This window comes from Enterobacter sp. Lyrl_3, from assembly GCF_051948675.1.
Lineage (GTDB): Bacteria > Pseudomonadota > Gammaproteobacteria > Enterobacterales > Enterobacteriaceae > Enterobacter > Enterobacter cloacae.
Genome location: NZ_JAYJLI010000012.1, coordinates 12,023 through 34,337, shown reverse-complemented (window position 1 = coordinate 34,337; position 22,315 = coordinate 12,023). Strand labels below are relative to the sequence as shown.

Annotated in this window: 23 protein-coding genes; 4 read left to right on the top strand and 19 right to left on the bottom strand. The window is 58.6% G+C overall.

Features of this window, described 5'->3' with window-relative positions; translation table 11 throughout:
- Nucleotides 1–278 precede the first annotated feature (278 nt).
- Entirely contained in the window at nucleotides 279–2,426 is a 2,148-nt protein-coding gene (fdhF, locus tag VF709_RS18605) for a formate dehydrogenase subunit alpha (RefSeq protein ID WP_077681898.1), read from the bottom strand.
- A gap of 252 nt (nucleotides 2,427–2,678) precedes the next feature.
- Between fdhF and VF709_RS18600 the strand changes: the two genes are divergently transcribed.
- The gene (locus tag VF709_RS18600) at nucleotides 2,679–3,410 is read left to right on the top strand and encodes a response regulator (RefSeq protein WP_013095088.1); all 732 of its coding nucleotides are present in this window, start codon (nucleotides 2,679–2,681) and stop codon (nucleotides 3,408–3,410) included.
- Between the two features lie 4 nt (nucleotides 3,411–3,414).
- On the opposite strand, the gene lpxO is transcribed toward VF709_RS18600, so the two are convergent.
- From lpxO to VF709_RS18565, 7 genes are all read right to left on the bottom strand, one after another.
- Nucleotides 3,415–4,323 carry a lipid A hydroxylase LpxO gene (lpxO, locus tag VF709_RS18595; protein WP_023622256.1) on the bottom strand — a complete coding sequence of 303 codons (909 nt, stop codon included), beginning with the start codon at nucleotides 4,321–4,323 and terminating at the stop codon, nucleotides 3,415–3,417.
- A 142-nt stretch (nucleotides 4,324–4,465) separates the two neighbouring features.
- Complete coding sequence (locus VF709_RS18590) at nucleotides 4,466–5,473, bottom strand: carbohydrate kinase family protein (protein ID WP_023622255.1); 1,008 nt, start codon at nucleotides 5,471–5,473, stop codon at nucleotides 4,466–4,468.
- A complete protein-coding gene (locus tag VF709_RS18585; RefSeq protein ID WP_038418474.1) occupies nucleotides 5,473–6,333 on the bottom strand; it encodes a ketose 1,6-bisphosphate aldolase in 861 nt (286 codons plus the stop codon). The genes VF709_RS18590 and VF709_RS18585 overlap by 1 nt, the downstream gene beginning before the upstream one ends.
- Nucleotides 6,334–6,343: 10 nt before the next feature.
- A complete protein-coding gene (locus VF709_RS18580) occupies nucleotides 6,344–7,030 on the bottom strand; it encodes a D-lyxose/D-mannose isomerase (RefSeq protein ID WP_038418476.1) in 687 nt (228 codons plus the stop codon).
- An 83-nt stretch (nucleotides 7,031–7,113) separates the two neighbouring features.
- On the bottom strand, nucleotides 7,114–8,055 hold the full coding sequence (locus VF709_RS18575) for an ABC transporter substrate-binding protein (protein WP_013095094.1): 942 nt from the start codon (nucleotides 8,053–8,055) through the stop codon (nucleotides 7,114–7,116).
- Nucleotides 8,056–8,083: 28 nt separating this feature from the next.
- A complete protein-coding gene (locus VF709_RS18570) occupies nucleotides 8,084–9,079 on the bottom strand; it encodes an ABC transporter permease subunit (RefSeq protein WP_013095095.1) in 996 nt (331 codons plus the stop codon).
- Nucleotides 9,076–10,596 (bottom strand): sugar ABC transporter ATP-binding protein, encoded by a 1,521-nt coding sequence (locus VF709_RS18565; RefSeq protein WP_038418478.1) that lies wholly within the window; start codon nucleotides 10,594–10,596, stop codon nucleotides 9,076–9,078. The genes VF709_RS18570 and VF709_RS18565 overlap by 4 nt, the downstream gene beginning before the upstream one ends.
- A gap of 181 nt (nucleotides 10,597–10,777) precedes the next feature.
- Between VF709_RS18565 and VF709_RS18560 the strand changes: the two genes are divergently transcribed.
- From VF709_RS18560 to yjdP, 3 genes are all read left to right on the top strand, one after another.
- Nucleotides 10,778–13,054, top strand: a complete 2,277-nt coding sequence (locus tag VF709_RS18560; RefSeq protein WP_062729278.1) for a hybrid sensor histidine kinase/response regulator — start codon at nucleotides 10,778–10,780, stop codon at nucleotides 13,052–13,054.
- 120 nt (nucleotides 13,055–13,174) lie between these two features.
- Nucleotides 13,175–13,798 (top strand): GNAT family N-acetyltransferase, encoded by a 624-nt coding sequence (locus VF709_RS18555; RefSeq protein ID WP_013095098.1) that lies wholly within the window; start codon nucleotides 13,175–13,177, stop codon nucleotides 13,796–13,798.
- Between the two features lie 78 nt (nucleotides 13,799–13,876).
- Entirely contained in the window at nucleotides 13,877–14,200 is a 324-nt protein-coding gene (gene yjdP / locus VF709_RS18550) for a DDRRRQL repeat protein YjdP (protein ID WP_013095099.1), read from the top strand.
- A gap of 52 nt (nucleotides 14,201–14,252) precedes the next feature.
- On the opposite strand, the gene phnP is transcribed toward yjdP, so the two are convergent.
- The 11 genes from phnP to phnF all read right to left on the bottom strand — a co-directional run bounded on the left by phnP (nucleotide 14,253) and on the right by phnF (nucleotide 22,308).
- The gene (gene phnP / locus VF709_RS18545) at nucleotides 14,253–15,011 is read right to left on the bottom strand and encodes a phosphonate metabolism protein PhnP (protein WP_013095100.1); all 759 of its coding nucleotides are present in this window, start codon (nucleotides 15,009–15,011) and stop codon (nucleotides 14,253–14,255) included.
- 9 nt (nucleotides 15,012–15,020) lie between these two features.
- Nucleotides 15,021–15,455: an aminoalkylphosphonate N-acetyltransferase gene (phnO, locus tag VF709_RS18540; protein ID WP_013095101.1), complete on the bottom strand. Its 435-nt coding sequence runs from the start codon at nucleotides 15,453–15,455 to the stop codon at nucleotides 15,021–15,023.
- Nucleotides 15,448–15,999, bottom strand: a complete 552-nt coding sequence (gene phnN, locus VF709_RS18535; protein ID WP_086528220.1) for a ribose 1,5-bisphosphokinase — start codon at nucleotides 15,997–15,999, stop codon at nucleotides 15,448–15,450. The genes phnO and phnN overlap by 8 nt, the downstream gene beginning before the upstream one ends.
- A complete protein-coding gene (gene phnM / locus VF709_RS18530) occupies nucleotides 15,996–17,132 on the bottom strand; it encodes an alpha-D-ribose 1-methylphosphonate 5-triphosphate diphosphatase (protein ID WP_062729273.1) in 1,137 nt (378 codons plus the stop codon). Before phnM ends, phnN begins: the two co-directional genes overlap by 4 nt.
- The gene (gene phnL / locus VF709_RS18525; protein WP_040023663.1) at nucleotides 17,129–17,809 is read right to left on the bottom strand and encodes a phosphonate C-P lyase system protein PhnL; all 681 of its coding nucleotides are present in this window, start codon (nucleotides 17,807–17,809) and stop codon (nucleotides 17,129–17,131) included. The genes phnM and phnL overlap by 4 nt, the downstream gene beginning before the upstream one ends.
- Nucleotides 17,810–17,894: 85 nt before the next feature.
- Complete coding sequence (gene phnK / locus VF709_RS18520; protein ID WP_013095105.1) at nucleotides 17,895–18,650, bottom strand: phosphonate C-P lyase system protein PhnK; 756 nt, start codon at nucleotides 18,648–18,650, stop codon at nucleotides 17,895–17,897.
- Nucleotides 18,647–19,492: an alpha-D-ribose 1-methylphosphonate 5-phosphate C-P-lyase PhnJ gene (gene phnJ, locus VF709_RS18515; RefSeq protein ID WP_013095106.1), complete on the bottom strand. Its 846-nt coding sequence runs from the start codon at nucleotides 19,490–19,492 to the stop codon at nucleotides 18,647–18,649. The genes phnK and phnJ overlap by 4 nt, the downstream gene beginning before the upstream one ends.
- Nucleotides 19,485–20,549, bottom strand: a complete 1,065-nt coding sequence (locus VF709_RS18510; protein ID WP_038980855.1) for a carbon-phosphorus lyase complex subunit PhnI — start codon at nucleotides 20,547–20,549, stop codon at nucleotides 19,485–19,487. Before VF709_RS18510 ends, phnJ begins: the two co-directional genes overlap by 8 nt.
- A complete protein-coding gene (gene phnH, locus VF709_RS18505; protein WP_014830323.1) occupies nucleotides 20,549–21,133 on the bottom strand; it encodes a phosphonate C-P lyase system protein PhnH in 585 nt (194 codons plus the stop codon). The genes VF709_RS18510 and phnH overlap by 1 nt, the downstream gene beginning before the upstream one ends.
- Nucleotides 21,130–21,582, bottom strand: coding sequence for a phosphonate C-P lyase system protein PhnG (gene phnG / locus VF709_RS18500; protein ID WP_014830324.1), 453 nt, complete (start codon nucleotides 21,580–21,582; stop codon nucleotides 21,130–21,132). The genes phnH and phnG overlap by 4 nt, the downstream gene beginning before the upstream one ends.
- Complete coding sequence (phnF, locus tag VF709_RS18495; protein ID WP_013095110.1) at nucleotides 21,583–22,308, bottom strand: phosphonate metabolism transcriptional regulator PhnF; 726 nt, start codon at nucleotides 22,306–22,308, stop codon at nucleotides 21,583–21,585.
- Between the last annotated feature and the right edge of the window lie 7 nt (nucleotides 22,309–22,315).

Here is a 22,315-nt window from a genome sequence, read left to right as displayed (position 1 = left end):
ACCTGTAGGTTGTTGAGGGGTAGCCTCGGGTAAATGAATATTGCCCGGGGCTTTCCACTTTCTGTCCCTCAACAATGCTCAAGACAGAAAGTCTTAAGCACCCGCTGCACATCTTATCCATCTGAATCAAAATGCAAAGATGTAATTCTTTTTCGTGCAATTTACATTATTTCTGCGAGCAGCTTTCAAGATTAATAATTGATATTTTTAATGAGTTAGGCGGAAATAAAAAGGGAGTGAATATTTCACTCCCTTTATTCATCAATTAAATAATACCATTATCCCATCGCACTTTCGCGCAAGCGGGCTTTCAGCTTGTTATATTCGTCGATCACATACTGTTCCGCAGCGTGCTGATCCGCAATCGGCTCCACGCGTACGGCGCAGTACTTATACTCCGGCGTTTTGGTTATCGGGCTTAAGTTCTCCGTCACCAGTTCGTTACAGGCGCCAATCCACCACTGGTAGGTCATGTACACCGCCCCTTTGTTGGGACGATCGCTGACCTGCGCACGGGTAATGATCCTACCTTTACGCGAGTTCACCCATACCAGCGCTTCGTCTTCAATGCCAAGACGTTCAGCGTCGGCGGTGTTGATCTGCGCATAACCAGGTTCGTCCGCCAGCGCTGCCAGCGCCGCGCAGTTGCCGGTCATCGAACGGCAGGAGTAGTGGCCCACTTCACGCACGGTGGAAAGCACCATTGGATACTCATCAGTGAGTTTATCAATGGGGGCAACCCAGTCGCAGGTGAAGAACTGTGCCAGCCCATTTGGGGTGTCGAATTTCTCTTTAAAGAGATATGACGTGCCCTGGTCGGCCTCAGACTCATCCCGGCACGGCCACTGGATATACCCCAGTTCACCCATTTTTTCATAGGTTGCACCGTAGAAGTCCGGACACAGATGCCGCAACTCGTCCCAGATCTCCTGAGTGTTGTTGTAGTGCATCGGATAACCCATGCGGGTGGCAATTTCGCTGATGATTTGCCAGTCGGTTTTCAGATCCCACTTCGGCTCCACCGCTTTAAAGAAGCGCTGGAAGCCACGGTCTGCCGCCGTGTAAACCCCTTCATGCTCGCCCCAGGACGTTGACGGTAAAATCACATCCGCCGCTGCCGCGGTTTTGGTCATAAAGATGTCCTGAACAATCACCAGCTCCAGATCCTCAAACCCTTTACGCACCGCAGAGAGCTCGGCGTCGGTCTGGAGAGGATCTTCGCCCATGATGTAAGCCGCCCGCACTTCACCATGTGCCGCCCGGTGCGGCAGCTCGCTGATGCGATACCCGGTGTGCTCCGGCAAACTTTCCACGCCCCACGCTTTGGCAAACTTCGCGCGGTTTTCCGGGAACTTCACGTACTGATAGCCCGGATAGGTGTCCGGCAGCGCACCCATATCGCAGGCACCCTGCACGTTGTTCTGACCGCGTACCGGGTTCACCCCGACGTGTGCCTTGCCAAGGTTGCCGGTCAGCATGGCGAGGCTGGTCAGGGAACGCACGGTTTCCACGCCCTGATAGAATTGGGTCACGCCCATGCCCCACAGAATGGCGGCGGTTTTCGCCCCGGCGTACATCCTTGCTGCCTGACGGATCTCCTGCGCGCTGACGCCGGTGATCGCTTCGACAGATTCTGGCGTATAGCCTTCGACAATTTTCCGATACTCTTCAAAACCTTCCGTACGAGTGGCGACAAACGCCTGGTCGTAGAGGTTCTCCTCAATAATGACGTGCCCCATGGCGTTCAACAGCGCGATGTTCGAGCCGTTTTTCAACGCGATGTGCATATCTGCAATACGAGCCGTTTCGATTTTGCGCGGATCGCAGACGATGATTTTCGCCCCGTTCTGTTTGGCGCGAATAACGTGGTTCGCGACAATCGGGTGAGAATCCGCCGGGTTATAGCCGAAGATAAAGACGAGATCGGTGTTGTCTATCTCGTTAATTGCATTACTCATTGCGCCGTTTCCGACCGACTGGTGCAGACCTGCAACCGATGGGCCGTGTCAGACGCGAGCGCAGCAGTCGACGTTATTGGTTCCAATAACGGCGCGCGCGAATTTTTGCATTACATAGTTGGTTTCGTTACCCGTCCCGCGCGATGACCCGGTGGTCTGGATCGCATCCGGGCCATATTTTGCCTTAATGGCGCTCAGGCGGGTGGCGACGTAGTCCAGCGCCTCGTTCCACGAGACGGCTTCCAGCTTGCCACCGCGTTCACGGCGGATCATGGGGGTTTTCAGGCGCGGGGTGAGGATTTGGGTATCGTTAATAAAATCCCAGCCGTAGTACCCTTTCAGGCACAGCGTGCCCTGGTTGGTTTTCCCCTGTGCGGCCTCCGCCCGGACGATTTTGCCGTTATCGACCACCAGGTGGATCTTGCAACCTGAGGCACAATAAGGGCAAACCGTGACGACTTTTTTCATCAGTCTGCTCCAGTTAATCATTTCGCAGCCATAATGCAGCTTTTATGCCATGTTTTTCGTGTGGGTATCACTCGACTTTACGGGCGTTCTCCTGGCAAAACCCTGACGAAAAGCAGGCAATCGTCAAAATTGACGTGTCGAAAAGGCAGCGGATGTGACATGGGTTGTAATTCCGTCACGTAAAAATCCATTTGGCTGGAGCCGACGGCAGAATAGTTCAGACTTAACATAATCCCCTGACGGAAGCATGCGATGAAACCGGCGATTCTGGTGGTTGATGACGATACGGCAGTGTGCGAGCTGCTGCAGGATGTGCTCAGCGAGCACGTCTTTACGGTGCTCGTCTGCCATAACGGACAGGACGCACTGAACCGGGTTCATCAGGAACCGGGAATTGCCCTGGTCCTGCTGGACATGATGCTGCCGGATATCAACGGCCTGCAGGTCCTGCTGCAGTTGCAAAAGCAACGCCCGGATCTGCCGGTAGTGATGCTTACCGGGCTGGGGAGTGAGTCTGACGTGGTGGTAGGGCTGGAGATGGGGGCCGACGACTACATTGGCAAACCGTTTAATCCGCGTGTGGTGGTCGCCCGGGTTAAAGCCGTGCTCAGGCGTACCGGAGCGCTGGCGGCTGACACGCCCGCGCCACGAGTGGCGGGCATTGCTTTTAATGGCTGGACGCTGGATACCACCCGCTGCGAACTGATCGATCCGCAGCGTAACCCCGTACCGTTGACCCAGGGTGAATACGGCCTGCTGCTGGCGCTTACCCAGAATGCCCGCCGGGTACTGAGCCGCGAGCAGCTGCTTGAGCTGACCCACAGCGAAAGTGCCGATGTGTTTGACCGCACCATCGACGTGTTGATCATGCGCCTGCGCCGGAAAATCGAAGCCAATCCGCACCAGCCCGCATTAATCAAAACGATCCGCGGGCTGGGCTACGTCTTTGCCGCCGATGTCTGTCATCCCGATAGGGCGGCGTAAGTGCTTACGTTATGGCAGCGACAATAAGCGCGGCGAAAATCGCCGTGATGACCAGGTACTTCAGTGCGTAATAGAGCTTCCGATTACGCTTCTTCAGACGCTGACCGCGTTCTCGCCCGGCGTGCACATATTTGAAGATACGGTTAATTCCCCCGGTGCGGTCGTTATCGTCATTGGGGGAGCTGGCCGCTGACATCAGCGTTGTCCCGACCCAGTGGTTAACCGCCTGCGCCCAGCGCCATTTCATCGGACGTTCGATATCGCAGAAGAGAATAATCCGCGTGTGATCCGATTTATTCTCCGCCCAGTGCACGTAAGTTTCATCAAAGATGACAGCCTCACCGTCACGCCAGCTGTGGCGCTGCTGGTCAACCTCTATAAAGCAGCGATCGTCATTTGGCGTGACCAGGCCTAAATGGTAACGAACCGAGCCGGCGTAGGGATCGCGATGCTTGCCGAGCTTCGCGCCCGCCGGGAGTTCGGCAAACATTGCCGCTTTCACGGACGGGATCTCACTCACCAGTTGTGTCGTAACGGGGCACAGGGTCTGAGCCGAGGGATGCGCATCGGCATACCATTTGAGGTAAAACCGTTTCCAGCCGCGTTTAAAGAAAGTGTTAAAACCGGCATCGTTATGATTTTGTGCCGCCTTAATATGATCCTGCAAACGCAGCGCCTCTTCGCGAATGACCTCCCAGTTTTCCGTCAGTTTATTTAATTCCGGAAAGCGCTCGGTTTCAAAAAAGGGCTGTCTGGCGGGCAGCGAAGAGAACGCCGTCATAAACATATTGATAGGCGCCATAAAGGTGGAGTGGTCGAAAAGTTGACGGGAAAGCGTCTGTTTTTCTTTGCCGCGCGAATGCGCATAAATAACACTGATAATAAATATAGCGATGATAATTGCTGCGAACATTTTTCCTTGTCCTCTGTATCTCTCATTTCGGAAAAGCGTGTGGGCAATATGTTGCCCACGCCGAATGTGCCAGACGCAGAGAGTGTAGTTCGGCTATGCAAAATTCATAGAACTGTAATCAAAAATCGCAATTTTTGTTAATTTAGGCGTTGCTCTCCTGAATAAAGCGCGTCAATTCCTCCAGCGTTTTTGCTCCATCAATGGCATTCGCGGCCAGCAGGCTTGCCCGGGCGCAGGCATGCGCCAGGTAAATACTCTCTGCCAGCGGCAGCGATTCATGACAGCCATATAAGAAACCGGCACAAAAGGCGTCACCCGCGCCAACGCTGCCAATAATCTCCTCCTGAGTCAGCCTCCATGAGGGGATCCAGCGTCCTTCTTCGTTTGCGGCTTCTCCCCAGGCACCTTCCGGGCAGTGGATCACCACCCGTTGCCGGACGCCTGCCGCCAGCAGCTGCGCGGCGGCTTCAGCGATGTGGGCAACGTGCGGTGCGTCGTTGCCGTCGCGCATCTCAAGGCCGCTAAATTCTCCGGCTTCCAGTTCGTTAATGACCAGATAATCGAGATGACGCAGGGCAGGGAGGACCAGCGGCTGATAGCGCGGATCGCCCTTACGGGAGACCAGATCGAGCGAGGTTTCATACCCCTGTTCGCGCATCTGCGCCAGCAGCCGTGCGCTGCGGGTGCCGTATTCGTCATCTGGCATATCCAGACTGTCGAGCAGCAGCAGGTAGCCGAGGTGGAAGATTTTCATTGTGCCGTCGAGACGGTCAAACGCGGGGAGATCCAGCAGGCGGTTGGCCCCGGGAGAGTGGAAAAAGGTGCGCTGTCCGCTGGGGTCGGTCATCACCTGCGACATGGAGGTTGGCGCAAAGGTGGTGCGCTGTACGCGTTGCCGATTGACGTGATACTGGTCGAGCATTGCCAGAATGTAGTCCCCGTCGCTGTCTTCGCCAATCAGCCCCACCGCCTGCAGCGGCAGGCCGACGTGCATTTTCGCCAGCGTCAGCAGGACGTTAAGCGGCGCGCCGCCGGTGGAACGCTCGCTGTGGGTAATTTCTGCCAGCCAGCCGCGTTCCGGCCATTGCACGATCTGGTGAACGTGATCCACCAGCATATTGCCCGCGGCGATGATCCCTTTGCGTTCCATTATGCCTGCCCCGCGCTGCCAAAGATGCGCATCTGTTCGGCAACCGTATCGGTAATCGCCTCTTCTATGCCCAGCAGCAGCTCGGCAAACTCATCGTACAGCGGCTGGCGGTGGGCCATACGCTGCTCAACGGCGGAAAGGGCGGCCTGGGACATGCCGGTATAGAAATTGATTTTATGAATACCAAGTTCAATGGCGCGACGAAAATCAGCATCGCTGATCCCGGAGCCGCCGTGCAGCACCAGTGGCAGCCCGGTCTGCTGGCGAATGGCGTCCAGACGGGGGAAATCGAGCTTTGGCTCGCCTTTATACTTGCCGTGCGCGTTGCCAATGGCGACGGCCAGCGCGTCAATGCCGGTTGAATCGACAAATTCCCGTGCCAGCTGCGGGTCGGTAAAGTACGCTTCATCCGCATGGCCGTAGAGCGCTCCGCCTTCATCGCCACCGACGGCACCTAACTCTGCCTCCACCGACACGCCCACCGCGTGACACATCTTCACCACTTCACGCGTCTGACGAATATTCTCCTCGTAGCTCAGTGTCGAGCCATCGAACATCACGGAGCTGAACCCTAAGCGCAGGGCGCGCACCACGGCGTCAAAGTGCAGGCCGTGGTCGAGGTTGAGTACCATGGGGATCGCGTGGCGGGCGGCTTCGTACTTAACCGCTTCGACAAGCGACTCCAGCGACACGTATTTAAAATGCACTTCGGCGATGTTGATGATAAAAGGCGAGCGCTCCTGCTTCGCCGCGGCAAACAGGGCGCGCAGGAAGTGGGTGTCGAGAACGTTGAACGCGCCCAGCGCGTAGCGATGTTGCCTGGCGTGCGCAAGACCGTCGGCAAGAGAAATCAATGGCATCATTTACCCCTTATATCCGAAACAGGTTGTACTCGTTGCACAGCACCAGCACCGCCGGTTCGTCTTCTTCGATGTTGTTATAGCGGGCAACGGGCTGCAAAAAGTGGTTGTCGTGTTCATCGTCATTGACCGATGACACTTCGCCCACCAGCACGTCGCCAAAACCGCGTTCACCCCAGAAACTGTGGTACAGGCCGGGCGTCAGGCAGATGCTCTCCCCTGGTGTAAGGCGCAGCTGGCTGCCGGGGGCGTGGGTCTGCCGGCAACCGTCTATCGTGACGGTGACGTCCGTGTTTTCGGTCTCTGCATGTGCACCGGCATTCCATAACTCAATAATGAGATTTCCACCGCCGCGGTTGATGATGTCCTCCCGTTTGCGCCAGTGAAAATGCATGGGCGTGAGCTGACCGTCGCGTACGTGCATGATTTTTTCGGCGTAGCATTTTTCATACGGCGTGCCGTTTGGTGAGCCGTTGCGCAGGGTAAACAGCGTGAGCCCCTGCGCGGCAAAGCTGCTGCCGCCAAAGGCCGTTACGTCCCAACCGAGCTTAAGGTCAAACACTTCTTGCCAGGCGGCCTGATCGAGCTGTTGCCATTTTGTGGGTGGGAAGCTGGCAAAAGGGGGGAGATGCACGTCGTGCATGGAGAAAAACTGCCGCGTGTGGCCGAGGATTTCGTTGATTTCGGAGCGTTTCATGGGGACTCCTTGTGTTTTTTGTCGGCCCAGTCCCCTCTCCCTGTGGGAGAGGGTTAGGGTGAGGGCATCGGGCCGCGCAATTGTTACTTAACCGTCCACCCCTTATACGTGCCGACGTTCTTTTTATCGATCATCGTCACCGGGATCAGCACAGGCTCTTTCGGTGCCGGTTTGCCCTGTAGAATGTCATAGCCGATCTCAACCGCTTTTGCCGCCATGACCTGCGGATCTTGTGCCGGCGTCGCCACAAACAGGGAGTTTTCCCGCTTCAGGGCTTCTTCGCCGTCCGGGCTACCGTCCACACCAACGATAAAGAACTCGTTGCGTTGTGCTTGTTTCGCCGCCAGATCGGCACCGATCGCGGTCGGATCGTTAATCGCGAAGACGCCATCGATCTTCGGATTGGCCGCCAGCAGCGAGGTCATGACTTCCAGACCCCCTTCACGGCTGCCCTTGGCGTTCTGGTTATCGGAGAGCACTTTGATATCCGGGTGTTTTTTGAACTCTGTCTGGCAACCTTCCACACGGTTCTGGACGGCAGAGACCGGTGGTCCGTTGATGATCACCACATTGCCTTTGCCGTTCAGGCGGTCGGTGATGTACTTACAGGCCATTTCGCCCGCCTGGGTGTTATCGGAGGTGATCGTCGCGTCTGCACCTTCTGCCGCCACGTCAACCGCGACCACCACGATCCCGGCCTCTTTCGCGCGTTTCACCGCCGGGCCGATCCCTTTGGAATCTGCGGCGTTGAGGATGATCATGTCCACTTTGGCGGCAATAAAGTTGTCGATCTGCGCCACCTGCTGGCCCAGATCGTACCCGCTGGAGACCAGCGTCACTTTGACGTTATCCCCCGCCAGCTTGCGCGCCTCCAGCTCGGCACCTTTGGTGATCTGCACGAAGAACGGGTTGGCCAGGTCACCCACCGTTACGCCGATGGACTTCAGATCTTTCGCCTGCGCAAACGGCGTTGCGGCAAGCAGCGCGCCAGCACAGAGCGCGGTCACTAAGGGCTTCAATCTCATGCTCTCTTCCTCACGTAGGGTATTGTTGTTATGCACTTTGATGGTGTCGGGTACGGTATTTGTCGATCAGCACCGCAATGATGATCACCGCCCCTTTGATCACCAGTTGCCAGAAGTAGGAGACGCCCATCAGCGTCATGCCGTTGTTGAGGGTGGCGATAATCAGCGCTCCCACCAGCGTGCCGGTGATCGTGCCGATCCCGCCAACAAAGCTGGTGCCGCCGAGGATCACCGCCGCAATCGCATCCAGCTCGTAACCCATGCCCAGGTTTCCGTTGGCGCTGTAGAGGCGCGACGCGCTCATCACACCGCCTAACCCGGAGAGCAGGCCGCTCATGCCATACACAAACAGCAACACCAGCCAGACTTTGATGCCCGTTAAGCGTGCCGCCTGCATGTTGCCGCCTACCGCATAGATGTGAACGCCAAGCGTGGTGCGACGCAGGATAAACCAGCACACCACAATCACCGCCAGGGCAATCACCACCAGCCACGGCACGGGGCCAAGATAGTTATTGCCTATCCACTCAAAATTGATGTTCGAGTTAATCACCGTCGTGCCATCGGCCAGCAGGTACGCTGCGCCCCGCAGTGCCGTGTAGGTGCCGAGGGTGACAATAAACGGTGGCAGTCCGGCAAAGGCCACCAGCGCGCCGTTGAACAGCCCCAGCACCAGGCCGAGCATCAGCGCGGCGGGAATAGAGAGCCCGGCGAATTCCGGTATTAACGACACCACCATCGCGGCGACCGCCGTGGTACCCAGAATCGACCCGACGGAGAGGTCAATCCCCCCGGTCAGGATGATGAAGGTCATCCCTGCCGCCAGCACGATGTTGATCGACGCCTGGCGGGTAATGTTGAGCAGGTTGCTTTCGGTAAAGAAGTTAGGAGCGATAAAGCCAAAAACCGCCACGATCAGGATGAGAATGGGCAAAATGCCGACCGTTTGCATCAGATCGCTCATCAGCATTTTTTTGGCGGAGGCAGATTTTGCCACCTGCTGCGGATGGGTTGGAGTTGTCATAGTTGCACCGCCTGATGATGTGAGTCGTTCACGCCGGTTGCCAGCGTCATGATGTTTTCCTGAGAGATGTCGTGTCCATGGAGCTCCCCGGCGATGCTGCCTTCACGCATTACATAGACGCGGTCGCTCATGCCCACCACTTCCGGCAGTTCGCTGGAGATCATCAAAATCGCCACGCCCTTGCGCGCCATCTGGTTCATGATGCGGTAGATTTCGCTTTTTGCGCCGACGTCGACACCGCGCGTCGGTTCGTCGAGGATCAGAATACGCGGGCCAATTGCCACCCAGCGGGAGATCAGCAATTTCTGCTGATTACCGCCTGACAGACCGCCCGCGCGGACCTGTGCGTGAGGCACGCGGATATTCAGCAGGGCGATGGCATCGTCAGAAATGGACTGCGCTTTTTTGCGGTTAAGCATGCCGAAGGTGGCGTCGCGCTCCAGCGTCGCCATGGTGATGTTCTCCTGCGCCGCCAGCTCCAGGAACAGCCCCTGCTCCTTGCGGTTCTCGGTAAGAAAACCGATCCCGTTTTCAATGGCCGCGCGCGGGGAGTGGATCACCACCGGCTCGCCGTCCACTTCAATCATTCCGCCGGTGGCTTTACGTACGCCAAAGATGAGCTGTGCCAGCTCGGAGCGACCGGCACCGACCAGCCCCGCCAGGCCGACGATTTCCCCTGAGCGCACCTGCAGGCTGCAGGGTTGGACTTTTTTACCGTCGGTGAGGTGATGCACGTTAAGACGCGGGTTGCCGAGCGGGATATCGCGCTCTTTGTTGAACAGATCGCTTAAGGGACGACCCACCATCATTTTCACCAGCTCAGATGCGTTCAGTTTGTCGCGCGTCAGGCTACCGACGTATTGCCCGTCACGCAGGACGCTGACCCGGTCAGAGAGTTCGTACACTTCCGCCATGCGGTGGCTGATATAGATGATCGCCATCCCTTCATCCCGCAGGCGCAGGATCAGCTCAAACAGACGATGGGTTTCACGCGAGGAGAGGGCGGCAGTGGGTTCATCCATCACCAGAATGCGGCTGTTACGGTGCAGCGCGCGGGCGATTTCCACCTGCTGTTGTTCAGCGATAGTCAGCTTCATCACCAGGTCGGTGGCGTTGAAGTTTGCACCCAGACGGTCGATGACCGCCTGAGCCTGGGCGGCCATCTCTTTACGCTGCACCAGTCCGCCGCGCGAGAGTTCGCTGCCAAGAAAGATGTTTTCCGCAACCGTCAGGTTGGGGGCGAGTTGCATCTCTTGATAAATCAGGGTAATGCCTGCGGCCAGCGCATCCTTCGGGCCTTTAATGTGATACGGCTGACCGTCAATCAGGATCTCGCCGCTGGTCGCGGTGTAGGCGCCCGCGAGGATCTTCATCAGCGTGCTTTTTCCCGCGCCGTTTTCACCCATCAGCGCGTGGATCTCACCGGGAAAGACCGTCAAATCCACACCCTTGAGCGCGTGGAAGTTGCCAAACGTTTTGGCAATGCTGCGCATCTCCAGTACCGGGGTTCTGCTCATGGCGGATCTCCTGTGAAGGTTGATATCTGCACTTCATCACAGGTGCGTAAATGCAAAATGTCAGAAGCCGTTCATATTTGTCATAGTTATGAATAGCTAATCGCCGTCACATTTCTCTTTTCCCTCTGCCTGTGGGAGAGGGCCAGGGTGAGGGCACCCATTTGCAGAGGAGCCCAATCCCATGCCATCACGCTCGCCGTTCTTCGCCAGTGCCCGCGGTCGTCTGCTGATCTTTAATCTGTTGGTGGTGGCGGTGACGCTGATGGTCAGTGGTGTGGCGGTGCTGGGTTTTCGGCATGCCAGCCAGATCCAGGAACAGGTACAACAGCAGACGCTGGATGACATGACCGGCAGCATGAACCTCGCCCGTGATACCGCCAGCGTGGCAACCGCGGCGGTTCGGCTTTCGCAGGTGGTGGGGGCGCTGGAATACAAAGGAGAGGCCGAGAGGCTGAAGCAGACCCAAATGGCGCTGCGGCACTCGCTGGAACAGCTCGCAGATGCGCCCTTAGCGCAGCAGGAGCCGGGGCTGGTGGCGCGCATTATTCGTCGCAGTAATGAGTTACAGCAAAGCGTGACGGGCATGCTGGAGCGCGGACAGCGGCGCCATCTGCAGCGTAACGCGCTGCTTAGCTCGCTGTATCAAAGCCAGAGCTATTTACGCCATCTGCAGGATATTAACCGTCGGTTTGGCAGCAACATCCCGGATGCGCAGCAGCTTGCGGAAATGGACAGGCTGATTCTCGCCGCCATCGATACCCCCTCACCGCGCGCCACCCTACAGCAGCTGGACGCCGTTAGCGCAACGTTGCCCCATCGCGCGACGCAGCCCGTGGTGAATCTTGTTCTGCCCGATTTCAACGACGAGCTACGCAGGCTTGCCCCGCTGTCAAAGCAGCTTGAAGAGAGCGACCTGGCGATAAGCTGGTATATGTTCCACATCAAGGCGCTGGTGGCGATATTAAACAGCGATATCAATCAGTACGTTGAGCAGGTGGCGGAGGCTTCCCGGCTGCGTACGGCCCAGAGTCATCAGGAGCTGCGGTCCATCAGCGTGTTTATCAGCATATTCGCCGTACTGGCGCTGATCATCACCGGTTGCGCCTGCTGGTATATCTACCGCAATCTGGGCTCCAACCTGACGGCGATCTCCCGGGCGATGTCGCGTCTTGCCCACGGCGAGCAGGACGTTTCGGTGCCCGCGCTGCAGCGGCGTGATGAGCTGGGAGAGCTGGCTCGCGCGTTTAACGTCTTTGCCCGCAATACCGCCTCGCTGGAGCACACCACCCGTCTGCTGAAAGAGAAAACCTCCCAGATGGAGATCGACCGCATCGAGCGTCAGGGACTGGAGGAGGCGCTGCTGCACAGCCAGAAGATGAAGGCCGTTGGTCAACTGACGGGCGGGCTGGCACATGATTTCAACAACCTGCTGGCGGTGATAATCGGTAGCCTGGAGCTGACCGATCCCGACTCCAGTGATGCCCCACGTATCGCCCGCGCGCTCAATGCCGCCGAGCGCGGTGCGTTGCTGACCCAGCGTCTGCTGGCTTTTTCCCGCAAGCAATCCCTGACTCCGCATGCGGTAGAGATGAAACCGCTGCTGGAGAATCTCAGAGAGCTGATGCGCCACTCCTTGCCCGCCACCCTGAGCCTGGAGATAGAGGCTCAATCCCCGGCCTGGCCGGCGTGGATTGACGTTGGCCAGCTCGAAAACGCCATTATCAACCTGGTGATGAACGCCCGCGACGCGATGGAGGGGCAGACGGGCGTGATTAAGATCCGCACGTGGAATCAGCGCGTCACCCGCAGTGACGGGCGCAGGCAGGATATGGTGGCGCTGGAGGTGATCGACCGCGGCAGCGGTATGACGCAGGAGGTCAAATCCCGGGTGTTCGAGCCGTTCTTCACCACCAAGCAGACCGGCAGTGGCAGTGGGTTAGGGCTGTCGATGGTGTACGGTTTTGTGCGTCAGTCCGGCGGCCGCGTCGAAATTGAAAGCGCGCCGGGACAAGGCACCACCGTGCGGCTCCATCTGCCGCGCTCAACGCTGCCCGTCGTCCCTGAAGATGAAACGCACTCTGCCACCGCATCCGCTGAAAACGAACGGCTGGTGCTGGTCCTGGAAGATGAGGCCGATGTTCGTCAGACCCTGTGCGAGCAACTGCATCAGCTTGGCTACCTGACCCTTGAAGCGGAAAGCGGTGAGCAGGCACTGAACATGCTGGCGGCCTCGCCGGATATCGGCATGTTTATCAGTGATCTGATGCTGCCGGGCAGCCTGAGCGGGGCGGAGGTGATTAACCACGTGCGCAGCCACTACCCGCAACTGCCGGTGTTGTTGATCAGCGGTCAGGATTTACGTCCGACGCACAACCCGCAGTTGCCGGATGTAGCGCTACTGCGCAAACCGTTTACCCGCGTACAGCTGGCGCAGGCGCTGCGGAAAATCAGCGCTTAAACAGCGAATTTAGGATTTCATCAAGAGCCTGAGTAAAGTCGGCGATGCTAATCTGCGCAAAATTTAGCGGATTAAGATATAAAGGGAATTATGCCGGTACTCACAAGAGGGGACTCACAAATGATCGTGATGCCTACAACGTACAGCCCGAATACGGTTGCCAGGTCATTTACGCTCGTAGATGAATTTGAACTCTCCGGTCGGGTGTTACATGTCATTTATGACAGCCAGACGCCCCGGGCTGCAATTATTGAAGCAGATATCGAAACCTTTGATGGCGTTCCCCGGCATCGGGTTGTTGCTGCTCTGGATTTACAGCATAAAGCCCATCTGGGAAAGGACATTATCGCAGTCGAACGATGCTGGGAAGATACTCGCGTTGTCCAGGTAGAAGGCATTTGTGTCGATCCTGCCGAACGAGACAAAGGGCTGGCGACTCGTCTCTATGAAGCGTTGGTCTTACATTGCGGCGTGACCTTAATCAGCGACTTCGAGCAATATGAGGGTGGAAAGATGCTCTGGCAGAAAATAGCCCGTGAATCCGACCAAATCGCTGTTTTTGTACTCGACACAGAGCAGGGAGCATTCTGGCCTTATGATGGCAGCAAGGTGATATATGACGGAGGATGTATTCCTGAAGACCGCATCTGGAGTCATTCTCCGGACCAAAAATGCTCCGGGATTGTGCTGGTCGCAGAGAATAAACAGCGAGTGCGTCAAATAATGGAAGCGTCGCCTCGCTAAAGAATTTGAGATTCCTCCGCTACCTCTCCCGTTTGCGGTTAATTACCGTAAGGCCAGTTCACCTGCGAGTCTGGCCTTATGAAACGTTACTCTACCGCTCTGTTATTTGGTCTGCTGTCACTCTCCAGCCAACTGGCGCATGCCGATGTGATTGATGATGCCATTGGCAACATTCAGCAGGCGATCAACGATGCCTATAACCCCGGCAGCAGCCGCAGCAACGATGATGACGATCGTTATGACGATGACCGTCGCATTGATAGCCGTCAGTATGACGACCGCCGTCGGCAGCTTGAAGACAGACGCCGCCGTTTAGACGAGCGTCAGCGCCAGTTAGATGACGACAGACGACGCCTGGAAGAGGATGAGCGGCGGTTAGAAGAGGATTACGATCGCGGTTAAGTGCGGCCTGTTGCCCTTACCTCAACCCTCTCCCACGGGAGAGGGAGAAAACCTAATCCAGCACCAACACCATGCCGTCATATCCCGCTTCGATGCCGTCCGGCAGCGGGTTATCCATCATCCACACGTCAAACTGATGGCTGATATGGGTCAGGATCACCTGCGGGCAGCCAATCACCTCGTTCAGTGCCACCACGGTGTTTAAATCGCAATGGTTGCGCGGCGTCTGTGGGCGCGGTTCATGGCTACAGTCGATGATCATCGCCTGTGGCTGGTTGTTGAGCAGAAATTTCACCGTTTTCTCCGGCAATCCGGCGGTATCAGAGAGCCACGCCACGCGGCTGTGGGCGGACTCCAGCAGATAACCAAAGGTGAGCTTCGAGTGGTTGAGCGGCAGCGGCGTCACCCGCAGGCCCTGCAGCTCAAACATCACAAACGGCTCCAGCATATGGCTGAAATCCAGAATGCCCGGGTGTTTGAAGAGATCGTCACATCCGGCTTCATCCGGCGGGCCGTAAACGGGGATCGTCGCGCCAACGCCCCAGCGCAGGGGAAACAGCCCCTGAACGTGATCCATATGGTAGTGGGTCAGCAAAAACTGCTGAAAGCTGCCGGCTGGCCAGTCGTCCATCAGGTGCGGAATACCCGCGTCCAGTAGCGTCACCGCATCATTGAATTTGACGGCCGCGCTACAGGGCCGACGACGATAATTCTCCTGCAGACGTGCCCGGCGGCATGCCGCGCAATCGCAGCCAAACACCGGGACCAGCTGGGCACTGCCGGTGCCCGTTAACGTGATGGTCAGACTCATCGTGCACCTCTACAACGGTTTGGTGAAACGAAAATGGCTCTGCGTATACCCTTCACGAACATAAAAACGGTGGGCGTCCAGCCGCCGGACGCTGGTGGAGAGCTCCGTCAGTTCCGCGCCCGCCTGCCGCGCGGTGTCCTCTGCCCATGCCAGCAGTTGGCTCCCCACTTTAAGACCACGCGCCTCGGGCATCACCACCAGCTCCTGGATTTCGCCGATCCATCTGGCGTGGTGCAGGTGAAACTGCATATGCAGGCCAATCATACCCACCACCTGTCCATTCAGCTCTGCCAGCTGATAACGCATATTGTGGTCCTGCAGATTGGCCAGATACCCGGCGTGGAACGCCTGATGATCAAATTCGGCCTGTTTTAACTCGCAGATCAGCGCGTAAACGATTTGCGCATCATCGGCGGTGGCGGGGCGAAGCGTGCAGTCAGGCATGCTGTTTCTCCTTCTGACGGATAAGCGATAAAACGTTATCGACTGACTGTAGCAAACTTCCGTCGTTGTTGAGGATGTGGCAATCCGCCGGGGTATAGCGCGCTGCGCGTTCGAGTCTCTGCGCGATCTCTTTTTCGCTTTCGCGTCCGCGGCTTTGCAGGCGGCTGCGCAGGACATCCGGCGAAACCTGCAGACAGACCGGCAGCAGCGCCGAGGCATACCGGGCGCGTGCCTGGGGAAGATGCGCACGAGAGCCGTTGACCAGCACGTCAAAACCCGCGTGCAGCCACAGGTCGATCTCAATGCCGATCCCGTAGTAGTAGCCGTTGGCGTGCCAGCTGAGCGCCAGCAGATTCTGCCCGGCGCGAGTGAAAAATTCCTGTTCGCTCAGGGCGATATGGTTTTCACTACCGGCATTCGCCGCCCGGGTAATATAGCGATGTGCGACCAGCAGCTGCGGGTGCTCCCGCTGCCGTAAGGCGGACAGCAGGCTGTCCTTCCCGGAGCCGGAGGGCCCCATTAACCAGATGACTCTTCCCATCAGAACACCCTTTTTCCCTGACGCCAGACGTGGTCGATATGGATGTGCTCGCCCTTACGGTGGGCCAGCACCAGATCCGCCCGTTTTCCTTCGGCTATCTCGCCCCGGTCGTGAAGATTAAGCGCGGATGCCGGGTTCTTCGTTACCAGGCGAATTGCCTGCGGCAACGTGAAGCAGTTGCTGTCGTCATTCGCGACGCGGAAGGCGGCGTCCAGCAGGCTGGCGGGGTAGTAGTCGGAAGAGAGGATATCCAGCAGGCCGAGCGAGGCGAGTTTGCTTGCCGCCACGTTGCCGGAATGCGAGCCGCCGCGCACGATGTTCGGTGCCCCCATCAGCACGTTCATGCCATGCGCGCGGGAGGCCTCTGCCGCCTCAAACGTGGTAGGAAATTCAGCGATCACGCTGCCAAGCTGGTGGGATTCGCGGACATGGTTGTGCGTGGCATCATCATGGCTGGCCAGCGCGATGTTACGGTCCCGGCACATTGCGGCAATCGAAACACGGTTCGGCTGTGACCACTGTGCCGCCAGCGCCAGCTGCTCTTCCTCGTAGCGCGCCATCTCCACATCGTTAAGAGAATATTTGCCCTGGTAATACTCGCGGTATTTTTCGAGGCTGGCGAACTGGCGCTGCCCCGGCGAGTGGTCCATCAACGAGACCAGCGACACTGGCTCGCGGTCTACCAGCTTTTCAAACAGCGGCAGGGTGGTGTGATGCGGCAACTCGCAGCGCAGGTGCAGGCGATGTTCGGCGCGGTTAAGACCGCGCTTTTGCGTCTCTTCCACGGCGTTGATCATCTTTTCCAGATTCTCCAGCCGATCGCCGCCGTCGCGTACGTCACCAATCGCCACCGCATCCAGCACGGTGGTGATGCCGCTGGCAACCATCAGCGCGTCGTGGCTGCTCATCGCCGAATGGGCGGGCCAGTCCACCTTCGGCCGTGGGGTGAAGAATTTATCCAGATTATCGGTGTGCAGCTCAATCAGCCCTGGCAGCAGCCAGCCGCCTTCGCCGTCCATCGCTTCGGGCAAATGGCTTCGGGTTTCGGCATACGCGCGGATCGCGCCGTCGCGGATCTCAATCGAGCCGTCGATGACCTCATTTTCCAGCACCAGCTTGACGTTATTGATAATCATACGCTTGTCCCCATCGGGTGCAGCCTGTCCGCCACGCGGTTGCGAACGCTCTCGTCGTGGAAGATCCCGACGATCGCCGCGCCGCGCGCTTTGGCCTGTTCGATCAGTTCCACCACTGCCGCGCTGTTTTTGCTGTCGAGCGAAGCGGTGGGTTCATCAAGAAGTAAAATCGGGTAGTCGACGATAAATCCGCGAGCGATATTCACGCGCTGCTGTTCGCCGCCGGAAAAGGTCGACGGGGCAAGATGCCAGAGGCGTTCCGGGACGTTGAGGCGCGTCAGCAGGCTGGCGGCTTTGGCGGCGCAGGTTTCGCGCGGCACGCCGAGATCCAGCAGCGGCTGCATTACCACATCCAGAGCGGAGATCCGCGGGATCACCCGCAGAAACTGGCTCACCCAGCCGATCGTCGAGCGGCGGACTTCCAACACCTTACGCGCGGGGGCCTGAACCAGGTCGACCCATTCATCGGCATGGCGAATATGAATGTGCCCCTCGTCCGGCAGATAGTTGGCGTACAGGGAGCGCAGCAGGGTGGATTTTCCGCTGCCGGAGTGGCCGTGCAGCACCACGCATTCGCCGCTGTTCACCTTCAGAGAGGCATTTTGCAGCACCGGCAGACGCACGCCGTTTTGCTGGTGGAGCACAAAGGTTTTACTTACGTTTTCTACGTGGATCATTTTGGCCTCGTGGCGTTTTCTTGCCGGGTGGCGCTTCGCTTACCCGGCCTACAAGGTACGGCGTTCGTTTTGCCGGGTGGCGCCCTCAATTCTGCAATACGGATGACACCAGCAGCTGGGTGTAAGGATGGAGCGGATCGTCGAGCACGCGGTCGGTTAACCCACTTTCCACCACCTGACCCTGCTTCATTACCAGCAGACGGTCTGCCAGCAGGCGAGCGACGCCCAGATCATGGGTGACAATCACCACCGCCAGGTTCAGCTCCACCACCAGACCGCGCAGCAGGTCGAGCAGGCGCGCCTGCACGGAGACGTCCAGCCCACCGGTGGGTTCATCCATAAACACCAGCTTCGGGTGGGTGACCAGGTTACGGGCGATCTGCAGGCGCTGCTGCATGCCGCCGGAGAAGGTGGTGGGCAAATCGTCGATGCGCGAGGCGGGGATCTCCACATCGGTCAGCCAGCGCTGTGCGGTTTCCCGGATGTTGCCGTAGTGCCGCGCGCCGGTCGCCATCAGCCGTTCGCCGATATTGCCTCCCGCCGAGACCTGACGACGCAGTCCGTCCAGCGGATGCTGATGTACCACGCCCCATTCGGTGCGCAGCAGGCGGCGGCGTTCAGCCTCGCTCATGCCATAGAGGGAGGCGCCCTCATACAAAATCTCGCCGTTCTGCGGGGCCAGGCGAGCGGAGATGGACTTCAGCAGGGTGGTTTTACCCGAGCCGGATTCACCGACAATCCCCAGCACCTCGCCCGGCCACAGCTCGAAAGAGACGTCGCTGAAGCCTTTGCCCGGCGCGTAAAGGTGGGTCAGGTTGTTCACTGAAAGCAGCGGTTTCATTGGCTGTTCGCCTCGCTCTGTTGGCGGCAGTAATCGGTGTCGGAGCAGACAAACATCCGTTTGCCCGTGTCATCCAGCACCACTTCATCCAGATAGCTGTGCTTCGAGCCGCAGATGGCGCACGGCTCGTCCCACTCCTGCACCGTGAACGGGTGGTCATCGAAATCGAGACTCTCCACGCGGGTGTAGGGCGGGACGGCGTAGATGCGCTTTTCGCGCCCGGCACCGAACAGCTGCAGGGCAGGCATCATGTCCATTTTCGGGTTGTCGAATTTCGGGATCGGCGACGGATCCATCACGTAGCGCCCGTTGACCTTCACCGGGTAGGCGTAGGTGGTGGCGATATGGCCGAAGCGGGCGATATCTTCATACAGCTTCACCTGCATCACCCCGTACTCTTCCAGGGCGTGCATGGTGCGGGTTTCGGTTTCGCGCGGCTCGATAAAGCGCAGCGGCTCCGGGATCGGCACCTGGAAAATCAAAATCTGATCTTCAGTGAGCGGCGTTTCGGGAATGCGGTGGCGGGTCTGGATAAGCGTCGCATCTTCGGTTTTTTCGGTGGTGTTGACGCCCGTCACGCGCTTAAAGAAGTTGCGAATCGACACGGCGTTGGTGGTGTCGTCGGCTCCCTGGTCGATGACCTTCAGCACGTCTGACTCACCGATGACGCTGGCGGTAAGCTGAATGCCACCGGTGCCCCAGCCGTAAGGCATCGGCATTTCTCGACCACCAAACGGCACCTGATAGCCGGGGATAGCGACCGCTTTCAGGATGGCGCGGCGGATCATGCGTTTGGTTTGCTCGTCCAGATAAGCAAAGTTGTAGCCGCTTAGGTTAGCCATTTTCACGCTCCCGTTGCAGACGTTTCAGCAGTTCCAGTTCGGCCTGGAAGTCAACGTAATGCGGCAGCTTGAGGTGCGAAACAAAGCCCGCCGCCTCGACGTTATCCGCGTGGGCCAGCACAAACTCTTCGTCCTGTGCCGGGCCGGAAATCTGTTCGCCGTAGTCCGGCGCCTGCAGGGCGCGGTCAACCAGCGCCATCGCCATGGCTTTACGCTCGCTCATGCCAAAGACCAACCCGTAACCACGGGTAAAGTGTGGGGTGTCGTCGTCAGGTGCGACAAAACCATTCACCATTTCACACTCGGTCATTAGCAGTTCACCGACGTTCACAGCAAAACCCAGCTCTTCGGGGATGATTTCGACGTCGAGATAGCCGCTGCGGATCTCCGCCGCAAACGGGTGGTTACGCCCGTAGCCGCGCTGCGTTGAATAGGCCAGCGCCAGCAGATAGCCTTCGTCCCCGCGCATCAGCTGCTGCAGGCGAGACGAGCGTGAACAGGGGTAAACGGGAGGCGTGCGGGTGATGTCGTCGGGTTGTGCTCCGGTCTCTTCTTCAGCCTTTGCCAGACCCTGCTTCGCCAGCAGGCTAAAGACGTGCGGAGACGCTTCCTGCCCGGTCTCCGTGGTGCTGAGCGGCGGCGTTTCGCCGTTCGCCAGCAGGGTGAAATCCAGCAGGCGGTGGGTGTAGTCGTACGTAGGGCCAAGGAGCTGGCCGCCGGGAATATCTTTATAAACGGCGGAAATTCGCCGCTCCAGGCGCATTTCTGCCGTATTGACCGGCTCGCTCACCGCCAGGCGGGGAACGGTGGTGCGCCAGGCGCGCAGCAAAAAGATGGCTTCGACGTTGTCGCCGCTGGCCTGCTTCAGCGCCAGCGCTGCCAGCTCGCGGTCGGCGACGCCGCCTTCGGTCATCACCCGATCCACCGCCAGGTTCAACTGCTGCTCAATCTGGGCGACGCTCAGCTCGGGAAGCTGTTCATCACCCCGTCGTCTGTGCGCCTGTAGCGCATGGGCGGCGGCGATGGCCTTCTCGCCCCCTTTGACGGCAACGTACATCAGCACACCTCCACGTGGGTGGTTCGCGGGATCGCCAGCAGGCGCTCGCCGCAGGTCAGGATCAGGTCAATACCCAGCGGGAACGGATGCGGGCGTTCGGTCAGCTCATGAATAATGCACTCCGGCAGCTGTGGCGCGACCATGCGTTCGTCGGCAATCCCCGCCCCGGTCAGGCGCAGCATGCGACCACCGCTCAGGCTGGCGACCTGCAGGATCAGCGTGGCGCTGGTCTCCGGTGCTACCGCGCTGCCTTCACTCAGGGCATTGAGCTGCTCATGGCTGATTTGCTCATCGGCAACGGCAAACACCGCCTGACGGGGCTGCTCAACCAGCGGGGCGTTAGTGTGAAAACGCAGATTCTGGCTGGCGATGTCATTGGATAACGTCCCCGAAAGCCACACCGGGGTATCGTTGTCGGCGAGAGTCAGCAGTACGCTGGTGGTCGCCAGGTTCAGCGGCAGCCAGCCCTGGGAGAGCTGATGCAGGGAGACAATCACGCCAGGCTCGCTCATGGCTTTCAGCAGGCGACGAAAACTGTGTTGGGCATCCTGGACAGCCAGGGTAAAAGCGGGTTGAAGCGTCATGCGTTATCTCCGCGAACAAGCGTAAAGAAGTCGACCCGGCTGGTATTGACTTGCGCCTGACGTGCGGCAGTGCGCGCGGCGAGGTCGGCTTCCAGCGGGGCAATCAGGGTTTCCATCAGGGTCTGGAAATGGGGTTGTTCCTGCAGCAGGGCGTCGATCACCGCGCAGCGCTCGGCGTGCGGTTTATCGCGACCGAGCACGTAGCTGTAACCCAGCGTGCCGCTGCTCAGACGAATGACCGCGCGGGTGAGGGCGGCATCACCGGCGAAAAAGCGCTCCCCGGTACCGCCCATTCTTGCCTGGATCTGTACCAGGCCAATTTCCGGCGCGCGGAGCGTTTCATAGTCTGGCGTCAGGTTAAGCGCGTTCATGCGGCTCGCCAGTGCAGCAGGCTGGCTATGGGCCAGGGCGCGCATCCAGCGCTGACGGGTGGAGGTGTCGAAATGCATTCAGTGCTCCATGGTGAATTCAATCATGTCGGCGCGGGTCAGGCTGACGGAGTACTCCGTTGCGTTGATCTCGCCGTCACGGTGGTTGAGGGTGCGCACGCAGAGCAGCGGAGCCATGTTGGGGATCTCCAGCACCTTGCTCTCTTTCGCCTGCGCGCGGCGGGCGCTGATACGCGTCTGGGTACGTTTGAGCACAAGACCCGTGGCGTCCTGCAAAAAGTCATGCAGTGAACCGCTGGAGAAGTGTTGCAGCACCGGCCAGAGGCTCAGGTCGCTGAAGTAGTGATCTATCTGGCAGACTGCCACGCCATTGACCCGGCGCAGGGTGCGCAGATGCACAACGTTGTCGCCCTCCTGAATACCCAGCGCATCGGCTACATGGCTGGAGGCCGGACGCAGCACGGAGAGCAGTTTTTCGCTGGTGGGATGGCTTCCCTGGTCGAGCAGGTTCTGACTAAAGCGCGCCTGGGCATTGAGCGGGTAGTCGAACGGGCGCATCAGCACCAGCACGCCGACGCCCTGACGGCGCTGTACCCATCCGCGCTCAACCAGCTGATCGATGGCGCGGCGCAGGGTGTGGCGATTCACTTCATAGCGGTCGGCAAGCTGCTGTTCGGCTGGCAGGTAGTCTCCGCAGCGATAATGGGTGCGCAGCTCCACTTCGAGCTTTGCTGCAATCTCTTGCCAGCGGGTAGGGTAACTGGTCGGATGTCTGGATAAGTGCATACCAATC

Coding starts and splice junctions, on each gene's coding strand:
- phnG (WP_014830324.1), bottom strand. CDS start 21,582: ATGCATTTCGACACCTCCACCCGTCAGCGCTGGATGCGCGCCCTGGCC.
- VF709_RS18600 (WP_013095088.1), top strand. CDS start 2,679: ATGAAACCGGCGATTCTGGTGGTTGATGACGATACGGCAGTGTGCGAG.
- VF709_RS18560 (WP_062729278.1), top strand. CDS start 10,778: ATGCCATCACGCTCGCCGTTCTTCGCCAGTGCCCGCGGTCGTCTGCTG.
- VF709_RS18570 (WP_013095095.1), bottom strand. CDS start 9,079: ATGACAACTCCAACCCATCCGCAGCAGGTGGCAAAATCTGCCTCCGCC.
- yjdP (WP_013095099.1), top strand. CDS start 13,877: ATGAAACGTTACTCTACCGCTCTGTTATTTGGTCTGCTGTCACTCTCC.
- phnL (WP_040023663.1), bottom strand. CDS start 17,809: ATGATCCACGTAGAAAACGTAAGTAAAACCTTTGTGCTCCACCAGCAA.
- VF709_RS18565 (WP_038418478.1), bottom strand. CDS start 10,596: ATGAGCAGAACCCCGGTACTGGAGATGCGCAGCATTGCCAAAACGTTT.
- VF709_RS18555 (WP_013095098.1), top strand. CDS start 13,175: ATGATCGTGATGCCTACAACGTACAGCCCGAATACGGTTGCCAGGTCA.
- phnK (WP_013095105.1), bottom strand. CDS start 18,650: ATGAAACCGCTGCTTTCAGTGAACAACCTGACCCACCTTTACGCGCCG.
- phnM (WP_062729273.1), bottom strand. CDS start 17,132: ATGATTATCAATAACGTCAAGCTGGTGCTGGAAAATGAGGTCATCGAC.
- lpxO (WP_023622256.1), bottom strand. CDS start 4,323: ATGTTCGCAGCAATTATCATCGCTATATTTATTATCAGTGTTATTTAT.
- phnP (WP_013095100.1), bottom strand. CDS start 15,011: ATGAGTCTGACCATCACGTTAACGGGCACCGGCAGTGCCCAGCTGGTC.
- VF709_RS18510 (WP_038980855.1), bottom strand. CDS start 20,549: ATGTACGTTGCCGTCAAAGGGGGCGAGAAGGCCATCGCCGCCGCCCAT.
- VF709_RS18580 (WP_038418476.1), bottom strand. CDS start 7,030: ATGAAACGCTCCGAAATCAACGAAATCCTCGGCCACACGCGGCAGTTT.
- phnH (WP_014830323.1), bottom strand. CDS start 21,133: ATGACGCTTCAACCCGCTTTTACCCTGGCTGTCCAGGATGCCCAACAC.
- phnF (WP_013095110.1), bottom strand. CDS start 22,308: ATGCACTTATCCAGACATCCGACCAGTTACCCTACCCGCTGGCAAGAG.
- VF709_RS18590 (WP_023622255.1), bottom strand. CDS start 5,473: ATGGAACGCAAAGGGATCATCGCCGCGGGCAATATGCTGGTGGATCAC.
- VF709_RS18575 (WP_013095094.1), bottom strand. CDS start 8,055: ATGAGATTGAAGCCCTTAGTGACCGCGCTCTGTGCTGGCGCGCTGCTT.
- phnJ (WP_013095106.1), bottom strand. CDS start 19,492: ATGGCTAACCTAAGCGGCTACAACTTTGCTTATCTGGACGAGCAAACC.
- VF709_RS18585 (WP_038418474.1), bottom strand. CDS start 6,333: ATGCCATTGATTTCTCTTGCCGACGGTCTTGCGCACGCCAGGCAACAT.
- phnO (WP_013095101.1), bottom strand. CDS start 15,455: ATGCCTGACTGCACGCTTCGCCCCGCCACCGCCGATGATGCGCAAATC.